13 protein-coding genes are annotated in these 16,708 nt (G+C 65.3%); 4 read left to right on the plus strand and 9 right to left on the minus strand.

What is annotated here, in order from left to right:
* Positions 1–13: 13 nt before the first annotated feature.
* Genes QMX79_RS02240 through QMX79_RS02270 form a run of 7 tightly spaced genes read right to left on the minus strand, consistent with a single transcriptional unit; the run spans position 14 to position 8,719 of the window.
* Positions 14–289, minus strand: a complete 276-nt coding sequence (locus QMX79_RS02240; protein WP_019184735.1) for a hypothetical protein — start codon at positions 287–289, stop codon at positions 14–16.
* Entirely contained in the window at positions 286–3,477 is a 3,192-nt protein-coding gene (locus QMX79_RS02245; protein ID WP_282243902.1) for a CusA/CzcA family heavy metal efflux RND transporter, read from the minus strand. The genes QMX79_RS02240 and QMX79_RS02245 overlap by 4 nt, the downstream gene beginning before the upstream one ends.
* An 8-nt stretch (positions 3,478–3,485) precedes the next feature.
* Positions 3,486–4,436, minus strand: coding sequence for an efflux RND transporter periplasmic adaptor subunit (locus QMX79_RS02250; protein WP_021201906.1), 951 nt, complete (start codon positions 4,434–4,436; stop codon positions 3,486–3,488).
* Complete coding sequence (locus tag QMX79_RS02255; protein ID WP_282243905.1) at positions 4,433–5,710, minus strand: TolC family protein; 1,278 nt, start codon at positions 5,708–5,710, stop codon at positions 4,433–4,435. The genes QMX79_RS02250 and QMX79_RS02255 overlap by 4 nt, the downstream gene beginning before the upstream one ends.
* 55 nt (positions 5,711–5,765) lie before the next feature.
* The gene (locus tag QMX79_RS02260) at positions 5,766–6,122 is read right to left on the minus strand and encodes a hypothetical protein (protein ID WP_012480228.1); all 357 of its coding nucleotides are present in this window, start codon (positions 6,120–6,122) and stop codon (positions 5,766–5,768) included.
* Positions 6,119–6,736, minus strand: a complete 618-nt coding sequence (locus QMX79_RS02265) for a cation transporter (RefSeq protein WP_005413376.1) — start codon at positions 6,734–6,736, stop codon at positions 6,119–6,121. The genes QMX79_RS02260 and QMX79_RS02265 overlap by 4 nt, the downstream gene beginning before the upstream one ends.
* Positions 6,737–6,760: 24 nt before the next feature.
* Positions 6,761–8,719: an FTR1 family protein gene (locus QMX79_RS02270; protein WP_282243911.1), complete on the minus strand. Its 1,959-nt coding sequence runs from the start codon at positions 8,717–8,719 to the stop codon at positions 6,761–6,763.
* Positions 8,720–8,809: 90 nt separating this feature from the next.
* Here QMX79_RS02270 and QMX79_RS02275 point away from each other — a divergent pair, with 90 nt between their 5' ends.
* Genes QMX79_RS02275 through QMX79_RS02285 form a run of 3 tightly spaced genes read left to right on the plus strand, consistent with a single transcriptional unit; the run spans position 8,810 to position 13,509 of the window.
* Positions 8,810–9,223: a helix-turn-helix domain-containing protein gene (locus tag QMX79_RS02275; protein ID WP_012480230.1), complete on the plus strand. Its 414-nt coding sequence runs from the start codon at positions 8,810–8,812 to the stop codon at positions 9,221–9,223.
* Entirely contained in the window at positions 9,220–10,491 is a 1,272-nt protein-coding gene (locus tag QMX79_RS02280; protein WP_005413373.1) for a site-specific integrase, read from the plus strand. Before QMX79_RS02275 ends, QMX79_RS02280 begins: the two co-directional genes overlap by 4 nt.
* A gap of 24 nt (positions 10,492–10,515) precedes the next feature.
* Positions 10,516–13,509: a Tn3 family transposase gene (locus QMX79_RS02285; RefSeq protein ID WP_282243914.1), complete on the plus strand. Its 2,994-nt coding sequence runs from the start codon at positions 10,516–10,518 to the stop codon at positions 13,507–13,509.
* A gap of 143 nt (positions 13,510–13,652) precedes the next feature.
* Here QMX79_RS02285 and QMX79_RS02290 read toward each other — a convergent pair whose 3' ends face one another.
* Complete coding sequence (locus QMX79_RS02290; RefSeq protein WP_012480232.1) at positions 13,653–13,853, minus strand: hypothetical protein; 201 nt, start codon at positions 13,851–13,853, stop codon at positions 13,653–13,655.
* 443 nt (positions 13,854–14,296) lie between these two features.
* Between QMX79_RS02290 and QMX79_RS02295 the strand changes: the two genes are divergently transcribed.
* A complete protein-coding gene (locus QMX79_RS02295) occupies positions 14,297–14,755 on the plus strand; it encodes a hypothetical protein (RefSeq protein WP_012480233.1) in 459 nt (152 codons plus the stop codon).
* 50 nt (positions 14,756–14,805) lie between these two features.
* Here the strand turns inward: QMX79_RS02295 and QMX79_RS02300 are convergent.
* On the minus strand, positions 14,806–16,708 hold a 1,903-nt coding region (locus tag QMX79_RS02300; RefSeq protein ID WP_282243925.1), incomplete at its 5' end, for a DUF4209 domain-containing protein.

Genomic DNA, 16,708 nt, shown 5'->3' on the forward strand with positions numbered 1-16,708 from the left:
CCAGGGGCTGCGATCACATCTTCTTTAACGGCGCCGCGGTGGGCGGCGGCGGTACCGGGCCCGGGTCGTTGAAACACAGCATGATCTGATCGATGCCGAATTGATCGGCCAGGACCTGGGCAATCACAGCATGCACCAGGTCCAGGTCGACCGAGGGCGCCGCGACCGTGATGGTGGCCGCGATCGCACGGCCATGCTCACCGGCGACCAGGCGCAGGTCGTCCACCGCTTTCACGCCCGGGTCGGTAAACATCGCCGCACGGACCTGTTCCAGGTTGAGCTCGTTCATGGGGACTCCAAAGCAGTGCTACCGGCGCGGGGAGCTCGGTCGCGATGCAGCCAACGATAGAGCACCGGCAGCACCAACAAGGTCAATGCGGTGGATGAGACGATGCCGCCGATGACGACAGTGGCCAGCGGCCGCTGCACTTCCGAGCCAGCACCGACATTCAAGGCCATGGGTAGGAAGCCCAGCGAGGCTACCAGGGCGGTCATCAACACCGGTCGCAGGCGTCCAAGGGCGCCGTCGCGCACAGCGTCGTCTAGCGGATCGCCCTGTTCGCGCAGACGGCGGATGAAGGCGATCATGACCAGCCCGTTGAGTACGGCCACGCCCGACAGCGCGATGAAGCCCACGCCGGCAGAGATCGACAACGGAATCCCGCGCAGAGCCAGTGCCAGCACACCGCCGGTCAGCGCCAGCGGCACGCCACTGAACACAATGGCCGCATCCTTGGCCGAGCCGAAGGCCATGAATAGCAGAGCGAAGATCAACGCCAGTGTCACCGGAACGACCACGCCCAGGCGTTGGGTGGCCGAGATCAGCTGCTCGAAGGTGCCGCCGTAATCGATCCAGTAGCCCTCTGGAAGCGCGACATCCTGGCCGATGCGTGTGCGCAACTCGCCGACGAACCCGCCCAGATCGCGCTCGCGCACGTTGGCGGTGATCACCACGCGGCGCTTGCCGTTCTCGCGGTTGATCTGATTGGGCCCGCGCTCTACCTGGATCTTCGCCACTTCCCGCAGCGGCACCGTGCGAGGCCCCCCATTGGCGCCGGCGGCCAGACGGCTGGACTCATCGACACTGGTGCTTGCCGGCAGCGGAATGGGCAGATCTGCCAGCATAGCGGGGTCTTGGCGCTGCGCTTCGGGCAGGCGCACGACCAGGTCGAAGCGGCGGTCGCCCTCGATCAACTGGCCGGCAACACTGCCCCCAATGGCGGTGGCCACCGTTTCCTGCACATCGCCCGGGTTCAGGCCATACCGTGCCAATGCCGCCGGATCTGGCGTGATGGTCAGCAGCGGCAGGCCGGAGACCTGCTCGGCCTTGACGTCTTCGGCGCCGGGGACGCTACGCATGACCCGCTCGACCCGGCTGGCCAGGCGCGTCAACTGGTCAAGGTTGTCGCCGTAGACCTTGACCGCCACGTCCGAACGGACGCCGGAGATCAACTCGTTGGTGCGCATCTGGATGGGCTGGGTGAACTCGTAGTTGCTGCCCGGGATTTCCTTGGCCGCCGCCTCCAGCTCTTCCACCAGCTCGGCCTTGGGCTTGCGCGGGTCGGGCCACTGGTCGCGGGGCTTGAGCATCAGGAAGGTGTCGGCCATCGACGGCGGCATAGGATCGGTGGCCACCTCGGCGGTGCCGATCTTTGAGAAGATGTTGGCCACCTCCGGGAACTGGGCCAGGCGCTTCTCCAGCGTTTCCTGCATGGCCACCGACTGCTCCAAGCTGGTGCCGGGAATACGCATGGGCTGCAAGGTGATGTCGCCCTCATCCAGGCTCGGCACGAACTCCGAACCCAAGCGGGTGGCCAGCACGCCACAGCCCACCACCAGCACGGCCGCGCCGGCCAGCACCACCACGCGCCGACGCAGGGCCCAATCCAGCAGCGGCGTATAACGGGCACGCGACCAGCGCATCAGGCGGTTGTCGTGCTCAGCCACACGGCCGCGCAGGAAGCTGGCGATCGCCGCCGGCACGAAGGTCAGCGACAACACCATGGCGCCGGTCAGGGCCAGCACCACCGTGATCGCCATCGGGTGGAACATTTTTCCTTCTACCCCGGACAGCGCGAAGATCGGCAGGTAGACCGCGGCGATGATGCCCAGGCCAAACAGGCTGGGACGGATCACCTCGGCGGTGGCCGAGGCGGTCAGGTCATAGCGCTCTTCATCGTTGAGCTGGCGGCCCAGCGCGTGCTGCGCCTCGCCGAACCGGCGCAGACAGTTCTCGATGATGATCACCGCCCCGTCCACGATCAGGCCGAAGTCCAGCGCGCCCAGGCTCATCAGGTTGCCCGACACGCCGCCACGCACCATGCCGATGATGGTGAACAGCATCGCCAACGGGATCACCGCCGCGGTGATCAACGAGGCGCGCACATTGCCCAGCAGCAGGAACAGCACCACCACCACCAGCAGCGCGCCCTCGATCAGGTTCTTGGACACCGTGCCGATGGTGCGATCCACCAGCGCGGTGCGGTCATAGACGGCCTTGGCATGGACGCCGGCAGGCAGGCTGGCGTTGGCGGCATCCAGCTTGGCCGCGGCCGCCTGGGAGACGTCCCGGCTGTTGGCGCCGAACAACATGAAGGCGGTACCGACCACGACCTCGTGGCCATTCTGGGTGGCCGCGCCCGTGCGCAGCTCCTTGCCTTCGCCCACGCTAGCGACGTCGCGCACCCGAATGGGCACGCCATCGCGCCGGTCCAGCACGATGTTGCCGATTGCCTCCAGATTGGCTAGCTGGCCCGGCACGCGCACCAGGAACTGCTGTCCGTTGCGCTCGATGTAGCCGGCGCCGATGTTCTGGTTGTTGCGCATGACCGCGGCGACCACGTCGTTCAACGTGAAGCCCAGCGCCACCAACTGAGCTGGATCGGGAGTGATGTGGATCTGCCGCTCGAAGCCGCCGATGGTGTTGACCTCGGTGACGCCGGGCGTGGTGCGCAGCTGCGGCCGGATCACCCAGTCCTGCAGGGTGCGCAGGTCCGTGGCCGTGTACGGGGTGCCGTCGGGCTTGCGAGCGTTGGGCTCGGCCTCCACGGTGTACATGAAGATCTCGCCCAACCCGGTGGAGATCGGCCCCATTTCCGGGTCCAACCCTTCGGGAAGCTGGGAGGCGATCTGCTGCAGGCGCTCGGCGACCTGCTGGCGGGCAAAGTACAGGTCGGTGCCGTCCTTGAAGACGACGGTGACCTGCGAAAGCCCGTAGCGCGACAGCGAGCGGCTGTAGTCCAGCTTGGGCAGACCGGCCATGGCCGTTTCGATGGCAAAGGTAACCCGTTGTTCGGCCTCCAGCGGCGAGTAACCCGGGGCCTGGGTGTTGATCTGGACCTGGACGTTGGTGATGTCGGGTGTGGCGTCAATGGAAAGGTGACGGTAGCTCCACACGCCCAGCGCAACCAGCGCAGCGGTGAGCACTAGCGTCAGCCAGCGATGGCGGATGGACAGCCCAATGAGGCGTTCGAGCATGGCGGGCCTCATTCTTCTTCCACGGTGGACTTTTCGATGTCGGCCTTGATCAGGAAGCTTTGGGCCACCACCACCTGTTCACCGGCCTTGAGGCCTTCCAGCACTTCGGCGCGTTCGGCGTCGCGGCGCCCCAGCTTCACCGGCCGGGTGTGGTAGGTTTCGCCCTGCTGCACGTAGACCACGTCCTGGTCTTCTGCGGTCTGCAGCGCCGTGATCGGCACCACCAACGCTGCCGATTGGCGATCCACGGTGACCCGCGCCTTGACCGCCGACCCCGGCCGCCACAGGCCATCGGTGTTGGCCACCGTGCCGCGCGCAATGGTGCTTTGGCTGGCGGTGGCGGTGCCGGGCAGGACGCGCTCCAAGGTGGTCTGTGCGGTGACGCCATCGCTCAAGCGGGTAACCGTCACCGGCACGCCAGCACCGATGTGCTGGGCGTCGGCGCCGAAGATGTGCAGGTCCACCCACAGCGTGGACAGGTCGGCGACCTCAAACAGCGGCGCGCCCTCAGCGGCGGCCATGCCTACGGCGGCCGTGCGCGCCATGACCACGCCACTGATCGGCGCGGTGACGGTATAGGTGGTCAGGCTCAGGTTGCTCTCTACCGTGGCCAGTGCCTGGCCGGCCCGTACCTGATCACCCACGCCCGCACGCACGGAGCGGACCGGTCCGGGGAAGCGTGCCGTGACCTGCGCGATGCGACCGTCAATCGGGGTCAACAGCCCTTGCACCTCATGCTCGTCAGCAATCTCACCGGGGCCTGCCGGTGCGACCTGGATACCCGCTGCCTGCGCAGCTTTGGCGGCAATCTTGGTTTCCAGCGGCGCTTCCTCGTGCTCGCCGTGCTCTTCGCCCTCAGCGGCGGCGCCGCCTTCGGACGCTTCGTTGGGGGCCGACGCGTTGCAGGCGGCCAGCATCATCAGGGCCATGCCCAGTGCGGTCCAGGAAAAGCGATTCATGGGGTCTCTCCGGTGGAAGCAGCCGCCGGCGGCGCGACAAGCGCCTGGCCGGTCAGGCGTTGAATTTCGATCAGGGCGCGCTGCGCATCGAGCGCCACGTCCAGCTGCTGCTGGGCCAGGGCCGTGCGTTCGGACTGCAGCTGTGCCCATTCCAGGTAGCTGATCGCGCCGGCGCGATAGGCGCGCTCGGCGGCCTGCTCAGCCCGGGCCAACTTCGGCAGCACCTCGCCTTGCAGCCGTGCCACCTCGGCCTGCGCCACGGTGTAGCGACCATGGGCTTCGACCAGCGTGGAATACAGCGACAGGCCCTTGGCCTCGCGCTCGATCGTCAGAACCTCCAGCTCGGCTTCGCCGGCGCGGATCTCCGGCTGCGCGCGGCTGCGGCTGCCCAGTGGCATGGACAGGCTGGCCACCAGCGCGGTGTCGTCAGTCTCCTGCAGGCGGCGCACGCCCAGCTGCCACGACAAGTCCGGCGAGGCCGCCGAACGCGCCAGCTGCAGTCGTGCCTGCGCGATCCGGCGGGCATCGGCAAACTGCGCCAACTCGGGAGTGCGCTCCAATTCCTCGGCCAGCGACTGCATGGACGCGATCGCCGGCAGGGTCATGGGATCCGCCGCGGCCACCTCGAAGCTCGGAGCACGTTCGCCCCAGAGGGCAGCAAGGTGCTGCCGGGCGGCAATGCGCTGCTGCTCGGCCCGATCACGGGTCAATTCTGCTCTCGCCAGTGCTGCTTGTGCGGTGAGCATCACCGATTCGGGAGACGCGCCAGCCTGCAGGCGCTGCCGGGCAGCGGCGACGGTCCGCTGGCGCTGGCCGACATCCATGTTCGCCAGGCTGCGTTGCCGGTCGGCACCGACAACGGCCAAATAGCGCTGCGCCGTCTCGGCGAGCAGGTCCAGCCGCCCGGTCTCGCGCTGCACGGCCAGTGCATCAATCCGGCTTTGGGCCAAGGTGCGGCGGGCGTCGAGCTTGCCGCCGCGCTCCAGGACCGAGCTCAGGCTCAAGGTCAACTCCGCGCTGTCCAGGCCACGGGCCGCGCCCGTGCCCAGCGCATTTTCAACCTCCGCCCCCAACGTCCACGGTGGCCGCTGCACGGCCTGGTCGCGCTCGGCAGCGAGCACCGTGGCTCGCGCATCGACCAGGCGCAGCTCGGGGTGGGTTTGGGCCACGCGTGCAAACGCGTCGTCCAAGGTCATCAGCTCTTCTGCTGTCGCCGGCGTTGCCGCCGCGCTCAACAGTAGCCACGCGGCCAGGGCCGCCAATCGCACATGCATGAAGTACTCCAGAATTTTCGATAGCCAACAGGGATCCGGCGCACGCCGGCGCGCATCACCCTGCGATCGGCGGCCGGAACGGCGCGAGCAGGTGCTCATGCCGATATCTGTCCGCATGGGCTGTCGCCGACGGCCAATGCCGGCCGATATGAGCAATGGCCAACACTATTTCTGGAGCCGGCGCGGCCTGGCTACAGCACAGCACCAGCTGCTGTAGCCGGTGCAGCGCGGCGTCTACGCCACGCTCGGAAGCTGGTGATGCCACTGCCGGGTCATGGTCGGCCGCGGCCAGATGGGTTTGAGCATGGAGCTCGCCAACCACTGCCAGCACCGGCTGCGTCACAAGGCCCACGGCCAAGTGCGCCAGCAGCAGCCAGCGCAGGCCACAGCTCAGCCGGCCAAGCGCTGTCATGCAGGCGTTTTGCGCGCGTCGGCACGCGCCCGGCGAGCATCACCCAAGATCTCGAAAGCCTCCTTGATCACATACAGGCCGATCAGGGCGCCGATCACGAAATCCGGGTAGGGGCTGGCCAGCCACCACACCAACAGGCCGGCCAGAATCACCCCAACGTTGGCCACCACATCGGCGCGGGTAAACAGCCAGGTCGCTCGCAGATGCACTTCGCCAGACTTCAAGGGGGCGAGCATACGGAGCACCTTCAGGTTCACGGCCAGCGAGACCAGAGCGGTACCGATCATCCAACCGCTGACCGGCTCGGCTCCGTACATCACCCGGCGGCCGACTTCGACCAGCACGCCTACGCCCAGCACCAGCAGCACGCTGCCACTGACCCACGCGGCGTTGGCCTTGAAGCGCGCCGTGCGCCCGATAGCGACCAGGCCAATGGCATAGGCGGTGGCGTCAGACAGCATGTCCAGCGCGTCAGCCAGCAGCCCGGTGGAATGGGCAATCCAGCCGGCAATGCCGCCGATCACGGCCATCGCTGCATTCAGGACCAAGGCGATCCAGAGGATGCGTCGCTCCTCCTTGTTCTTGGCTTCGTGGTGGCACCCGCAATCACTCATGTCTTGGTCCTCTGCTGTGTTGTTTCATTGCTTGTTTGCGCCTGGCTGTCTACGCACACCGGAACGGGCATTGGCGAGGAACCCCACGATGGCGGCGGTGCCTACCAATACCTGCGCCAGCAGCGACTGCCAGGTGGGATACAGGCCGATCCACTCGATGCGCGGCAACGCGAGCGGTGTTTGAGAGATCCAGCCCGCTTCCTGCAACGCGGCCACGCCTTTACCGATCAGGATGACCGCCATCACCGCGATGAGAATCGAGCTGATCGAAAAGAACCGGCCAATCGGCAGCCGCCTGCTCATGCGCAGCATCCAGTACGCCACCGCAGCCAACACCGCGATTCCCGCCACCAGGCCTGCGAGGATGGCGGTGGACGCCTGATCGCTCCACATCGCGATGTAGAACAAGATCGTCTCAAACACCTCGCGGTACACCGCGACAAAGGCCAGCATGAACAGGAAAACAGCCGAGCGCCGTGTCAGCGCAGTCGTCAGCTTGGCGTGCAGGTACTCCTGCCACCGCCCTGCAAGGCTCTTTTGGTGCATCCAGATGCCTACGCTGAGCAGGACAGCGGCAGCGAACAAGGCCGAGACGCCCTCAGTGACTTCCCGGTTCGCACCGCTGATATCAACAAAGTAAGTGGCCACTGCCCAGGTAGCTGCGCCTGCCAACAACGCGCAGATCCAACCCGCATGCACATACGGCAACACATCAGACCGCTCGGCTTTACGCAAGAACGCCACGATACCAATCACGATCAGCAGCGCTTCCAGTCCTTCGCGTACCAAGATGGTAAAGCTGCCTAGAAACGCGGTGCTGGCGCCTATTCGGGTGTCCTGCAGCGCCACGTCCGCGCGATCAAACAGCTGGGCAATTTGCGCTGCCTGCCCGGCAACGTCAGCCGCGGGCGCATGCTGATCCAGCTGCGCGCGGTAGCCTGCCATGGCCGTCTCGATCTCTCGCAGCAATGACGGATTGCGCGTGGCCAGCGTGGGTTCAAGCGGCTCTACACCATCCAGATAGGACGAGAGCGCAAGCTTTTTGGCTTGAGCCAGGTCCTCATCAGCGTAAGCGCGCTGGCTGGCGGCCAGTCGCTGCCGCGCCACCGCAAAGCGATCGGCTCCTGGTACCGCTTCGTTTACTGCCTGTGGCTGCGAACGCAGGTAGGCGATGATCGCGTTTGCCTGATCGGCGGGCATCGTGGTGGCAAGATCGGCCTCTCGCGTGCGTGTCAGCGCTTCGAGCGAGGGAATGTGCGTATGGGCCTCGGCACTGGTGCGCCATAACGTCTCACCTTGAGCCTTGGCTTGCGAGGAATACCCCAAGCTGCCCACATAGAATGCCAACGCCCAGCGATCACTTTCTGACAGCCCAGAGAAGCTGACCATGCCGGTACCCGGCACACCCTGGGAAATGACCTCGTACAACGACAGCGGCGTTCGCTGCGCGGCGCGAGTGGCATCGGTGAACGCGATCGGCGGCGGACTTAACGCTTGCGCGGCGGGGCCATCACCGTGACCTGTGGGGCCGTGACAGGCCGCGCACTGCTGGCTGTAGATGGACGCGGCCTGGGAGGTCTTCGGCGCGCTCGCCGGAACAGCGCCGATCGGGTAGCGGGCCAACAGCGTCGTGCCGAGCCCGCGCGCCAACGTTGCCACTTGCGCCGGGTCGGCCTTCTCTGCCACCGCCTGGACCAGGCGGTCGGCCTGGGCCGTCAGCTCCTGCTGGTTCTGGCCACCGGGCAATGCTGCCAGCTGACTGCGCACGGAGCCGGCAAACTCGCTCATTTCGGCGTATTCGTTGGGGGCAATTACGCGACCGGCCTGGACCGCGCCGGGGTAGTCGACCGCGATGTAATCGAGCATCTGCCAGGTTTGGCGCAGGTCTGCTGCGGCAGGCTCCGCCTGAGCAGAAGCGGGCAGAACCCAGCCGATCAGCAAGGCAATCAGGCAGTAGCGAATCAAGGCGATGGGCAGTGGCATGGTCGTCACATGCAGCGCCGCGGCCGGAGTGGCGGCGGATACGGGTTCAGCGTAAAGTCCGTAGCTACTACGGAGTCAAGCGTACTACGAATGAAAATCAGTGAGGCTGCCGACGCCAGCGGATGCCACTTGGAGACGATTCGCTATTACGAGCGGATCGGGTTGCTGCCGCGCCCGGGGCGCACGGGCAACGGCTACCGGGTCTATGGCCCGGCCGACATCGAGCGGCTGCGCTTCATTGCGCGTGGCCGGGACCTGGGCTTCAGCCTGGAGGAGGTCCGCAGCCTGCTGCAGCTGGCCGGCGATGAGGAGCTTTCGTGCGGGGACGTGGACCGGTTGGCCCGCAGCCATCTGGCCGACGTGCGCGCCCGCATGGCCGACCTGCAGCGCATGGCCAGCGAGCTGGAACGGGTGATTGCCAGTTGCCATGGCGGGCAGCGGGCGGAATGCACCATCCTGTCGACGCTGCGCCAGACGACCTCGGTGGAGGCCACGCGCCAGTGACCGAACTGGACCGCTACCTCGATGCGGCCACGCGCCAGAACACGGTGCGCAGCTATGCGTCGGCGCTGCGGCACTTCGAGGTTGAATGGCAAGGCCACCTCCCAGCGACACCTGACAGCGTGGCCCGGTACCTGGCCGCTTATGCGCAGACCTTGGCGACCAGCACCCTCCGCCAACGTCTGGCGGCCATCGCCTCTTGGCACCGCGACCACGGCTTTGTCGACCCGACCCGATCGCCGCTGGTGCGCAAGGTGCTCAAAGGCATCCAGACCCTGCACCCGGGCCAGGTCAAGCAAGCCGCGCCGCTCCAGATTCGGCGGCTGGTCGAGCTCGATGACTGGCTGGCCGCGGCGATCGCTGCGGCACATGCCCGGGGCGATGGGCCGGCGGCGCTGCGCCATCAACGAGACCGAGCGCTGGTGCTGCTCGGGTTCTGGCGGGGATTCCGTGGCGATGAACTGCTGCGTCTGGACGTGGCCCATCTCACGCTGGTGCCGGGACAGGGGATGACCTGCTTCTTGCCACGCAGCAAGGGTGATCGCCAGGCAGCCGGCGTCACCTACAAGGTGCCGGCGCTGTCGCGGTTATGTCCGGTGGAGGCGACCCAGGCGTGGCTGCAGGCGGCCGACCTGCAAGAAGGGCCGGTGTTTCGGGCAGTCAACCAATGGGGCCAGGTGAGCGCCGAAGGCCTGCATCCCAACAGCTTGGTGCGCCTGCTGCGCGAGTTGCTGACCAGTGCCGGCTTTGCCGATGCGGGGCTCCACAGCAGCCATTCGTTGCGCCGCGGCTTTGCCAGCTGGGCCAACGACCAAGGCTGGGACATGAAGGCCTTGATGGAGTACGTGGGCTGGCGCGATGTGCAGTCGGCCATGCGTTACCTGGACGGGCGTGACCCGTTTGCCCGGGACCGCATTGAAGCAAGCCTGCCCAGTCCAACCGTGCCGGTACCGGCGATGGCACTGCCGGCGCCGGAGGGCAAATCGGCCCTGCAGCTGCGCCTGCGCATGGTGCTGACCCCGTTTGCCCGCACGGGCCGCGGCGCGGCCAAGGCCCGAGGCCGAATTGAAGAGATCTGCTTGGCCCCGTTCCAGGCTGTGCGCCTGAACACCGCCAGCAGCGAGTACCAGTTGACTGCTCCCACCGATCCCGAAAGGGATCTGGATGAAATCCTGGCCACGTTGCTCGATGACATGCACCGCATGGCCGATACGCACCAGTGCTTCCTGGAAGCGTCGCTCAGTACAGACGACGGCCGGCACTGGGACTGATCCCCCTCACACCCTCCGGATCCAATGGCTACCCTTCACGAGACCGCCTACCCGCGACTGAAGCCTGATCCCACCGCCAAGGAACTGGAGGAGATCTATACCCCGACCGCCGCTGAGATTGCATTCGCCAAGCAGCTGACCACCCAGCCGGGTCCGCAGCTGGCGGTACTGATTCATCTCAAGCTCTTCCAACGCTTGGGCTACTTCACGCTGTTGGCCGACGTACCCGAGCGGATCCGGAAGCACATCGCCAAGGCCGCCCGACTCGGGCGCGTATTGGACACCGACCAGCTCGAACGCTACGACGCTTCCGGCAGCCAGCGCCGGCATATGCCGCAGCTTCGGCAATTCATCGGGGTACGTCCCCTGGATAAATCGGGCTTGGCTTGGCTGGACACAGTGGCCACCGGAGCAGCCCAGACCAAGCACACCATCCCGGACATCGTGAACGTCCTGCTCGAAGAGCTGGTGCACCATCGCTACGAACTGCCCGGTTTCCGCACTCTGGAGCTGGCCGCCATCGGCGCCCGTGAGCGGGTCAATCTGGGCTACTACCGCAGCATCAGCCACGCGCTGACGCCTGCCACGCGCACGCTCATCGACGAACTGCTGCGCGCACCGGAAGGGTCCAGGTTCACCGGCTGGCAATCACTCAAGCGCGAGCCCGGCCGGCCCACCAACAAGGAAGTTCGGTTCTACCTGCAGCACATCCGCATGCTGCAGCAGTTGGCCGACCAGCTGCCTCCCATCGATGTGCCGGTGCCCAAGCTCAAGCAGTTCCGTGCAATGGCTCGGGCCTATGACGCCAGCGAGCTGGCCGAACTGGCTCCGGACAAGCGCTATGCGCTGGCCACCATCTTCATTCGCGCCCAGCATGCCAAGACACTGGATGATGCAGCCGAGTTGTTCATCAAGCAGGTGCGCGGGCTGGAGAACACGGCCCAGCAGAAATTGCTGGCCTACCAGCTCGAACATGCCAAACGGGCCGACTTCCTCATCGGCCAGCTCAAGGAAATCCTGCAGGCCTATCAGCTAGACGGCAGCGATAGTCAGCGCGTGGATGCCATCGACAACAGCCTGGAAGCGGAAGTGTCGACCTTGCTGGCCGAATGCGAAGAACATATGGCCTACGCCGGGAAGAACTACCTGCCTTTCATGCTGCAGCCCTATGGCGCGGTCAGGCCGCTGCTGTTCAATGGGCTGGAGCTGATGAAACTTCGGGCGACCAGCCACGACGCCGGCATGGAGCCGCTGATCGCAGCGGTGCTCTCGCTGCGCAACCAGCGCCGTGAGCTGATCGAGGTCGCCTCCCTCGGTTTGGACCCGGAAAAGGACTTTGACTGGATGTCCAAGCTCTGGTGTCAGCACGTGTTCGGCAAGCGGGCCAGTGCAGCCGGCGCCGGCTGGATGCACCGTAAGTACTTCGAGCTGGCCGTGCTGGTGCAGGTCAAGGACGAACTGAAGTCCGGAGATCTCTTCATTCCCAGCAGCGAACGGTTTGATGACTACCGTGAGCAGCTGGTCGATGAAGCCACCTTGGCCCAGGAACTGGAAGCCTACGGCCAGGTGTCAGGCCTGCCCACCGACGCCGAGTCTTTCGTGGCGGGATTACGTGCACAACTGACCTCCCTGGCCGATGAGGTCGACGCGCGTTTCCCGGAGAACGTACATGCGGACATCCTGGATGGGCGCCTGGTGCTGCGGAAGGGGCAACGCGCCGAAGTCTCCAGCGCGATTACCACGGTGGATCGCCTCATCGCCGAACGGCTTCCAGAATCCAGCATCGTCGATGTCCTGATCGATGCCAGCCAATGGCTGGATCTGCACCGTTTCTTCCGCCCGATCGCCGGCACCGAGAGCCAGGTCGAAGATCTGCCCCGACGTGTGATCACCACGCCATTCTGCTATGGCTGCAACCTGGGGCCGACGCAGACGGCGCGGTCGATCAAGGGCTTCAGCCGGCGCCAAGTCGCTTGGCTCAACCTGAAATACGTGACCGAGGATGTGCTTGAGAAGGCCATCGTGGAGGTCATCAATACCTACAACAAATTCGACCTGCCTGGCTATTGGGGCAGCGGCAAGAGCGCATCAGCTGATGGCACGAAGTGGAGCGTCTACGAGGACAACCTGCTGTCGGAGTATCACATCCGCTACGGCGGCTACGGTGGCATCGGCTACTACCACGTGTCCGACAAATACGTAGCGCTGTTCAGCCACTTCATTCCCTGTGGCGTGCACGAGGGCATCTACATCCTCGACGGTCTGTTGGCCAACACTTCCGACATCCAGCCTGAGATCGTCCATGGCGACACGCAGGCCCAAAGCTATCCGGTCTTCGGCCTGGCCCACATGCTGGGCATCCAGCTGATGCCCCGGATCCGGAACATCAAGGACCTGACATTCTTTCGGCCCGAACCGGGTAGGGCTTATAAGAACATCCAGGCACTGTTCGGGGACAGCATCGACTGGCGACTGATCGCCACCCATCTCCACGACATGCTGCGGGTGGTGATCTCAATCCGATTGGGCAAGATCACCGCGTCCTCGATCCTGCGCCGGCTGGGCACCTACAGCCGGAAGAACAAGCTGTACTTCGCCTTCCGGGAACTTGGCAAGGCCGTTCGAACGCTGTTCTTGCTGCGCTACATTGATGACAATGAGATCCGCAAAACGATCCATGCTGCCACCAACAAGAGCGAGGAATACAACGGCTTCGTGAAATGGGTGTTCTTTGGCAGCCAGGGGATCATTGCTGAGAACGTCCAACACGAGCAGCGCAAGATCATCAAGTACAGCCAGCTGGTGGCCAACATGATCATCCTCCACAACGTGGAAGGCATGAGCCGGACCTTGGCCGAGATGAGGAAGGAGGGGATTGAACTGACGCCCGAGATCCTGGCCGGCCTGTCGCCTTATCGGACCAGCCACATCAATCGCTTCGGCGACTACCACCTGGATCTTGAAAGGGAAGTGGCGCCGCTGAGCTACACAGCCAAGGTGCTTGAACAGACCCCATAGATGGGGAGAACCTGATCGAGAGACGAGCAATCAACCTTGAAATTCAGTCGCTTAGGCAGCTTTTGGCCCTGTACGTAATGATTCCCTGCCGACCCTCAACGTTTGTCGAAGATCAGGCCGAAGGGCGCATAGCGTCCGTAGTTCTAGCGGTTGACCAGCCCTGCCGCCAACGCCGCCCGAGGCGCCTCGGTGAAGCAGACGCAGCGATAGCCCCCTGTGATCCGGTGATCGCTGCCCCGTAGATAGCCGTCGCCTAGGATGCTGCGCAGCCTGCTGCAGGCCGCGTCCGGAGTGTCACCTTGGGTGAAATGAATCAGCTCACGCGTCAGGTCCCAGCGGGGCATGATCGTCCTCCGTGTCTGTATGGCGATGTGCGTGCAGGCGGGGCCTGCGCGCCAGTCTACTGCATCGATCGGCTCTGATATTCCTCCACGACCCGCAGGATGTCCGGCTCATATCCTGTGGCTCCCACAGCATCGATGCGCTCTGCCGGGACGCGGTGGGCTCGTTCTTCCCTGCGGCGCGTCTATACTTCATCTCAAATTCCAACCGCCAGCCCGCGAGCCCGCCAGTCGCCGGTAGTCATCGCGAGCTCGAGTGGCAGATGGCAAGGCGGCCGGAGCCAGGCGCTGGGGCACGCTATTGGAATGGGGAGCGCCTTCTTGACTCAAAGCAGGCCACGATTTGCGGTGTCGCCACGACGGAGCCCTCGCATCATCCTGTGCGCCCGCGGGGGGTGCCGATGCGTTGTACCCTTGCCCTTGGATCGTATGGTGGCGTAATCGCAATGACAAAATCAGCGAAGTACTCGCGTATTCCGACTGCAGATGACATTGCGGCATTCACTGGGATGCATTGTGCGCGCAAGTACCGCGACGCCGTCGACAGCGGCTGGCGCTGCCCCTGCTGTGGTCGGACCGCGCAGCAGCTGATCCGCTGGACGGAGATCCGTGGGCCCTCGTGGCGCGCCAGGTTCGGCGATGCGTATGGCATGGGATTCAGCATTACCATGGCGGAGCATCATTGCCATGGTGACGGGCGCTTTCCGGATACGTTGATCTGTGGTGATTGCAACAGCGCCGATGGGGCTGCTAAACGAAAGTTGCGTCTCCCCGAGAGCTGGTCGTTCTCGCCGCAAGAACTGGCACTGTTCGTCAAGGTCGCACCCTACAGCGGGCAGACCTGTATCAACTATGAGCTTGCACTGCGGATATTCCAGCAGCAGACCGCAGGCCGCTGGCTCTAGCGAAGACTCGTGAACGCCGACCCATTGTCGGCCTTGCTGTGGCGCTTCATCTAGGTGGCGCCCGCCTCGCCGTCCATTGCCTGCTTGGGCTCAGCTAGCTCACAAAATGGCCTGAGCACGATCCGTAGCATGAGCCACCACACGGCCATGGCCGCAGGGCTGCTCAGCTCTCTATCCGACATCAAGCCATGAGCATACCGATTGCGCAGATTGGCACCGGCGGGATGCGTCATCAGGGCTTTCAACTCGAAGTTCATGCCGGCGGGCAGAATGCCGCGCTGAGCATCCAACTCCAGCAGCAGGGTCAATGACCGCTCGTTCTCCCCGTCAAGCTCGTTCGCGACCCGCGTGTCGATGCCGTGGCGCTTGAGGTCGGCGCGGACGAAGGCCTCGACCATCGGAATGAGATTGATTGCCGCATCAATCCAGCGGAACTGTAGTCCGGCGTACAGCCCGCGGGCAATCTGCCAGGCGTGGCCGTGCGGGGTCGCCGGACTGTACCGAACGAGAGAAAGCACGTCATCGAACGCGCTGCTGAACCGCTCGGACAGCGTCCGCAGGGCGATGTCGATCAATGGCGCCAGCACGCGAGGGTAGCGCTCGTCGCACAAGCGCTCGATGGCGGCCGCCTCCACATGTACTGGGTCGTTTGCGTCGAAGGGCCCTTGGGATCGGATGGGGGCTCCCTCCGCATCCAGGTGGGTGCTGCCAAAGAAGGATCCGAAGAACTCCCCGCGCTTCTCCGCGATGGCGCGCTGGCGCTCCCGTTCGGGGTCCGGATGGTCCAGTGCCGCGAAGGCAATCTTCAGCAGAGCCAGTTGGTAATCGGCCGAGGCCACGTGTTCTTGCGCCCATTCGTGAATGTGCCTGACATCGACCTGTAGCTGGATCTCGCCCACCTCGTCGGCGATACGCAGCCGGACATCAGCGAGCTCGCTTTGCAGCCGCTGCACCCGCTCGGCATCGCCGTGGTAGCGCCTCAGCTCGGCGATGGCCTGGGCAAGCCAGGCCGCCTTCACGGCGGCACTTGCGACGTTGCCGGCGCGTGAAACGAGCGCTTCCGCAGCGTGTCGGCCTGCGGCGCGAGCGCGTGCGAGTTCGCGCTCCGACTCCCACAACCGCCGCGCCAGGCTGAACAGCCGGTGTTGGATCTCGCTATCAATGTCCTCGGTTGGCGCGGTCGCACGCGCCGTCGTCTCCAGCAGTTCGGCCGCTTCCCGCGCATGATCGGACGGACGGTCGAGCAGCTCGGTCACGTAACCATCGGCCATGCCCGGGAAGGGGCCGCGCAAAGTGCGACGGAACAGGGCCATGAAGGAGCGCCAGACTTGCTGCTGGAACGCGACATCCTTCTTCTTTGCCGGCCAGCCCAGGGCCAAGGCCCGGCGCAGGTGGGTGACGGTGTGGATTTCCACGTCCGCGGTCGTCGCCTCAGCCTCGCGCACCAGCTGCAGGTAGGCGTCAGCCCCAAGCGCGGCCAACGCGTGACGTTCGCGCCCTTGGGCATGAGGCGAGGCCAACACCACCTCCGCACAGCGCGCCCGGATCCAGGTCAGCTGGGTGGTCCGGGCGATTGCCATCACGGCGGCGCAGTCGTTGGCGTCCATGTCGCGCAGTCCAGCGCTCCAGCGCTCCGGGGTGATGTAGCGCGGGGTCAGCAGCTCATCGCCGCCCACCTGCAGGTGCATGGACGCCAGGCACGCAAGCAGCCGCAGCAGCGCCGCCGTGGTGCGGTCGCCGGTGGATTCCTGCTGGTGCGCGATGGCCGCCAGGGTCTGTGCCAAGCGCCATCCATCGCTGCTCCAGTCTACGTCGGCGATGAGCTGCTCCCAGGCGCCGTCGGCCAGCCAGTCGGCGCAGAAGGGCATCTGCAGCAGCGACTGCCGCCGCGCCCCCCGCGGCGCCCGGCCCGGCGGCGGGGCGGCGGGATGGGCGGGCGCCGGGGGCGGTGGA

This window comes from Stenotrophomonas sp. PS02300 (genome assembly GCF_029959395.1).
Lineage (GTDB): Bacteria > Pseudomonadota > Gammaproteobacteria > Xanthomonadales > Xanthomonadaceae > Stenotrophomonas > Stenotrophomonas maltophilia_AD.

Excerpts from the sequence above, each read along its gene's own strand:
- QMX79_RS02265 (WP_005413376.1), bottom strand. The coding sequence starts at position 6,736 with ATGAGTGATTGCGGGTGCCACCACGAAGCCAAGAACAAGGAGGAGCGA.
- QMX79_RS02290 (WP_012480232.1), bottom strand. The coding sequence starts at position 13,853 with ATGCCCCGCTGGGACCTGACGCGTGAGCTGATTCATTTCACCCAAGGT.
- QMX79_RS02275 (WP_012480230.1), top strand. The coding sequence starts at position 8,810 with ATGAAAATCAGTGAGGCTGCCGACGCCAGCGGATGCCACTTGGAGACG.
- QMX79_RS02245 (WP_282243902.1), bottom strand. The coding sequence starts at position 3,477 with ATGCTCGAACGCCTCATTGGGCTGTCCATCCGCCATCGCTGGCTGACG.
- QMX79_RS02270 (WP_282243911.1), bottom strand. The coding sequence starts at position 8,719 with ATGCCACTGCCCATCGCCTTGATTCGCTACTGCCTGATTGCCTTGCTG.
- QMX79_RS02240 (WP_019184735.1), bottom strand. The coding sequence starts at position 289 with ATGAACGAGCTCAACCTGGAACAGGTCCGTGCGGCGATGTTTACCGAC.
- QMX79_RS02250 (WP_021201906.1), bottom strand. The coding sequence starts at position 4,436 with ATGAATCGCTTTTCCTGGACCGCACTGGGCATGGCCCTGATGATGCTG.
- QMX79_RS02255 (WP_282243905.1), bottom strand. The coding sequence starts at position 5,710 with ATGCATGTGCGATTGGCGGCCCTGGCCGCGTGGCTACTGTTGAGCGCG.
- QMX79_RS02285 (WP_282243914.1), top strand. The coding sequence starts at position 10,516 with ATGGCTACCCTTCACGAGACCGCCTACCCGCGACTGAAGCCTGATCCC.
- QMX79_RS02295 (WP_012480233.1), top strand. The coding sequence starts at position 14,297 with ATGACAAAATCAGCGAAGTACTCGCGTATTCCGACTGCAGATGACATT.
- QMX79_RS02260 (WP_012480228.1), bottom strand. The coding sequence starts at position 6,122 with ATGACAGCGCTTGGCCGGCTGAGCTGTGGCCTGCGCTGGCTGCTGCTG.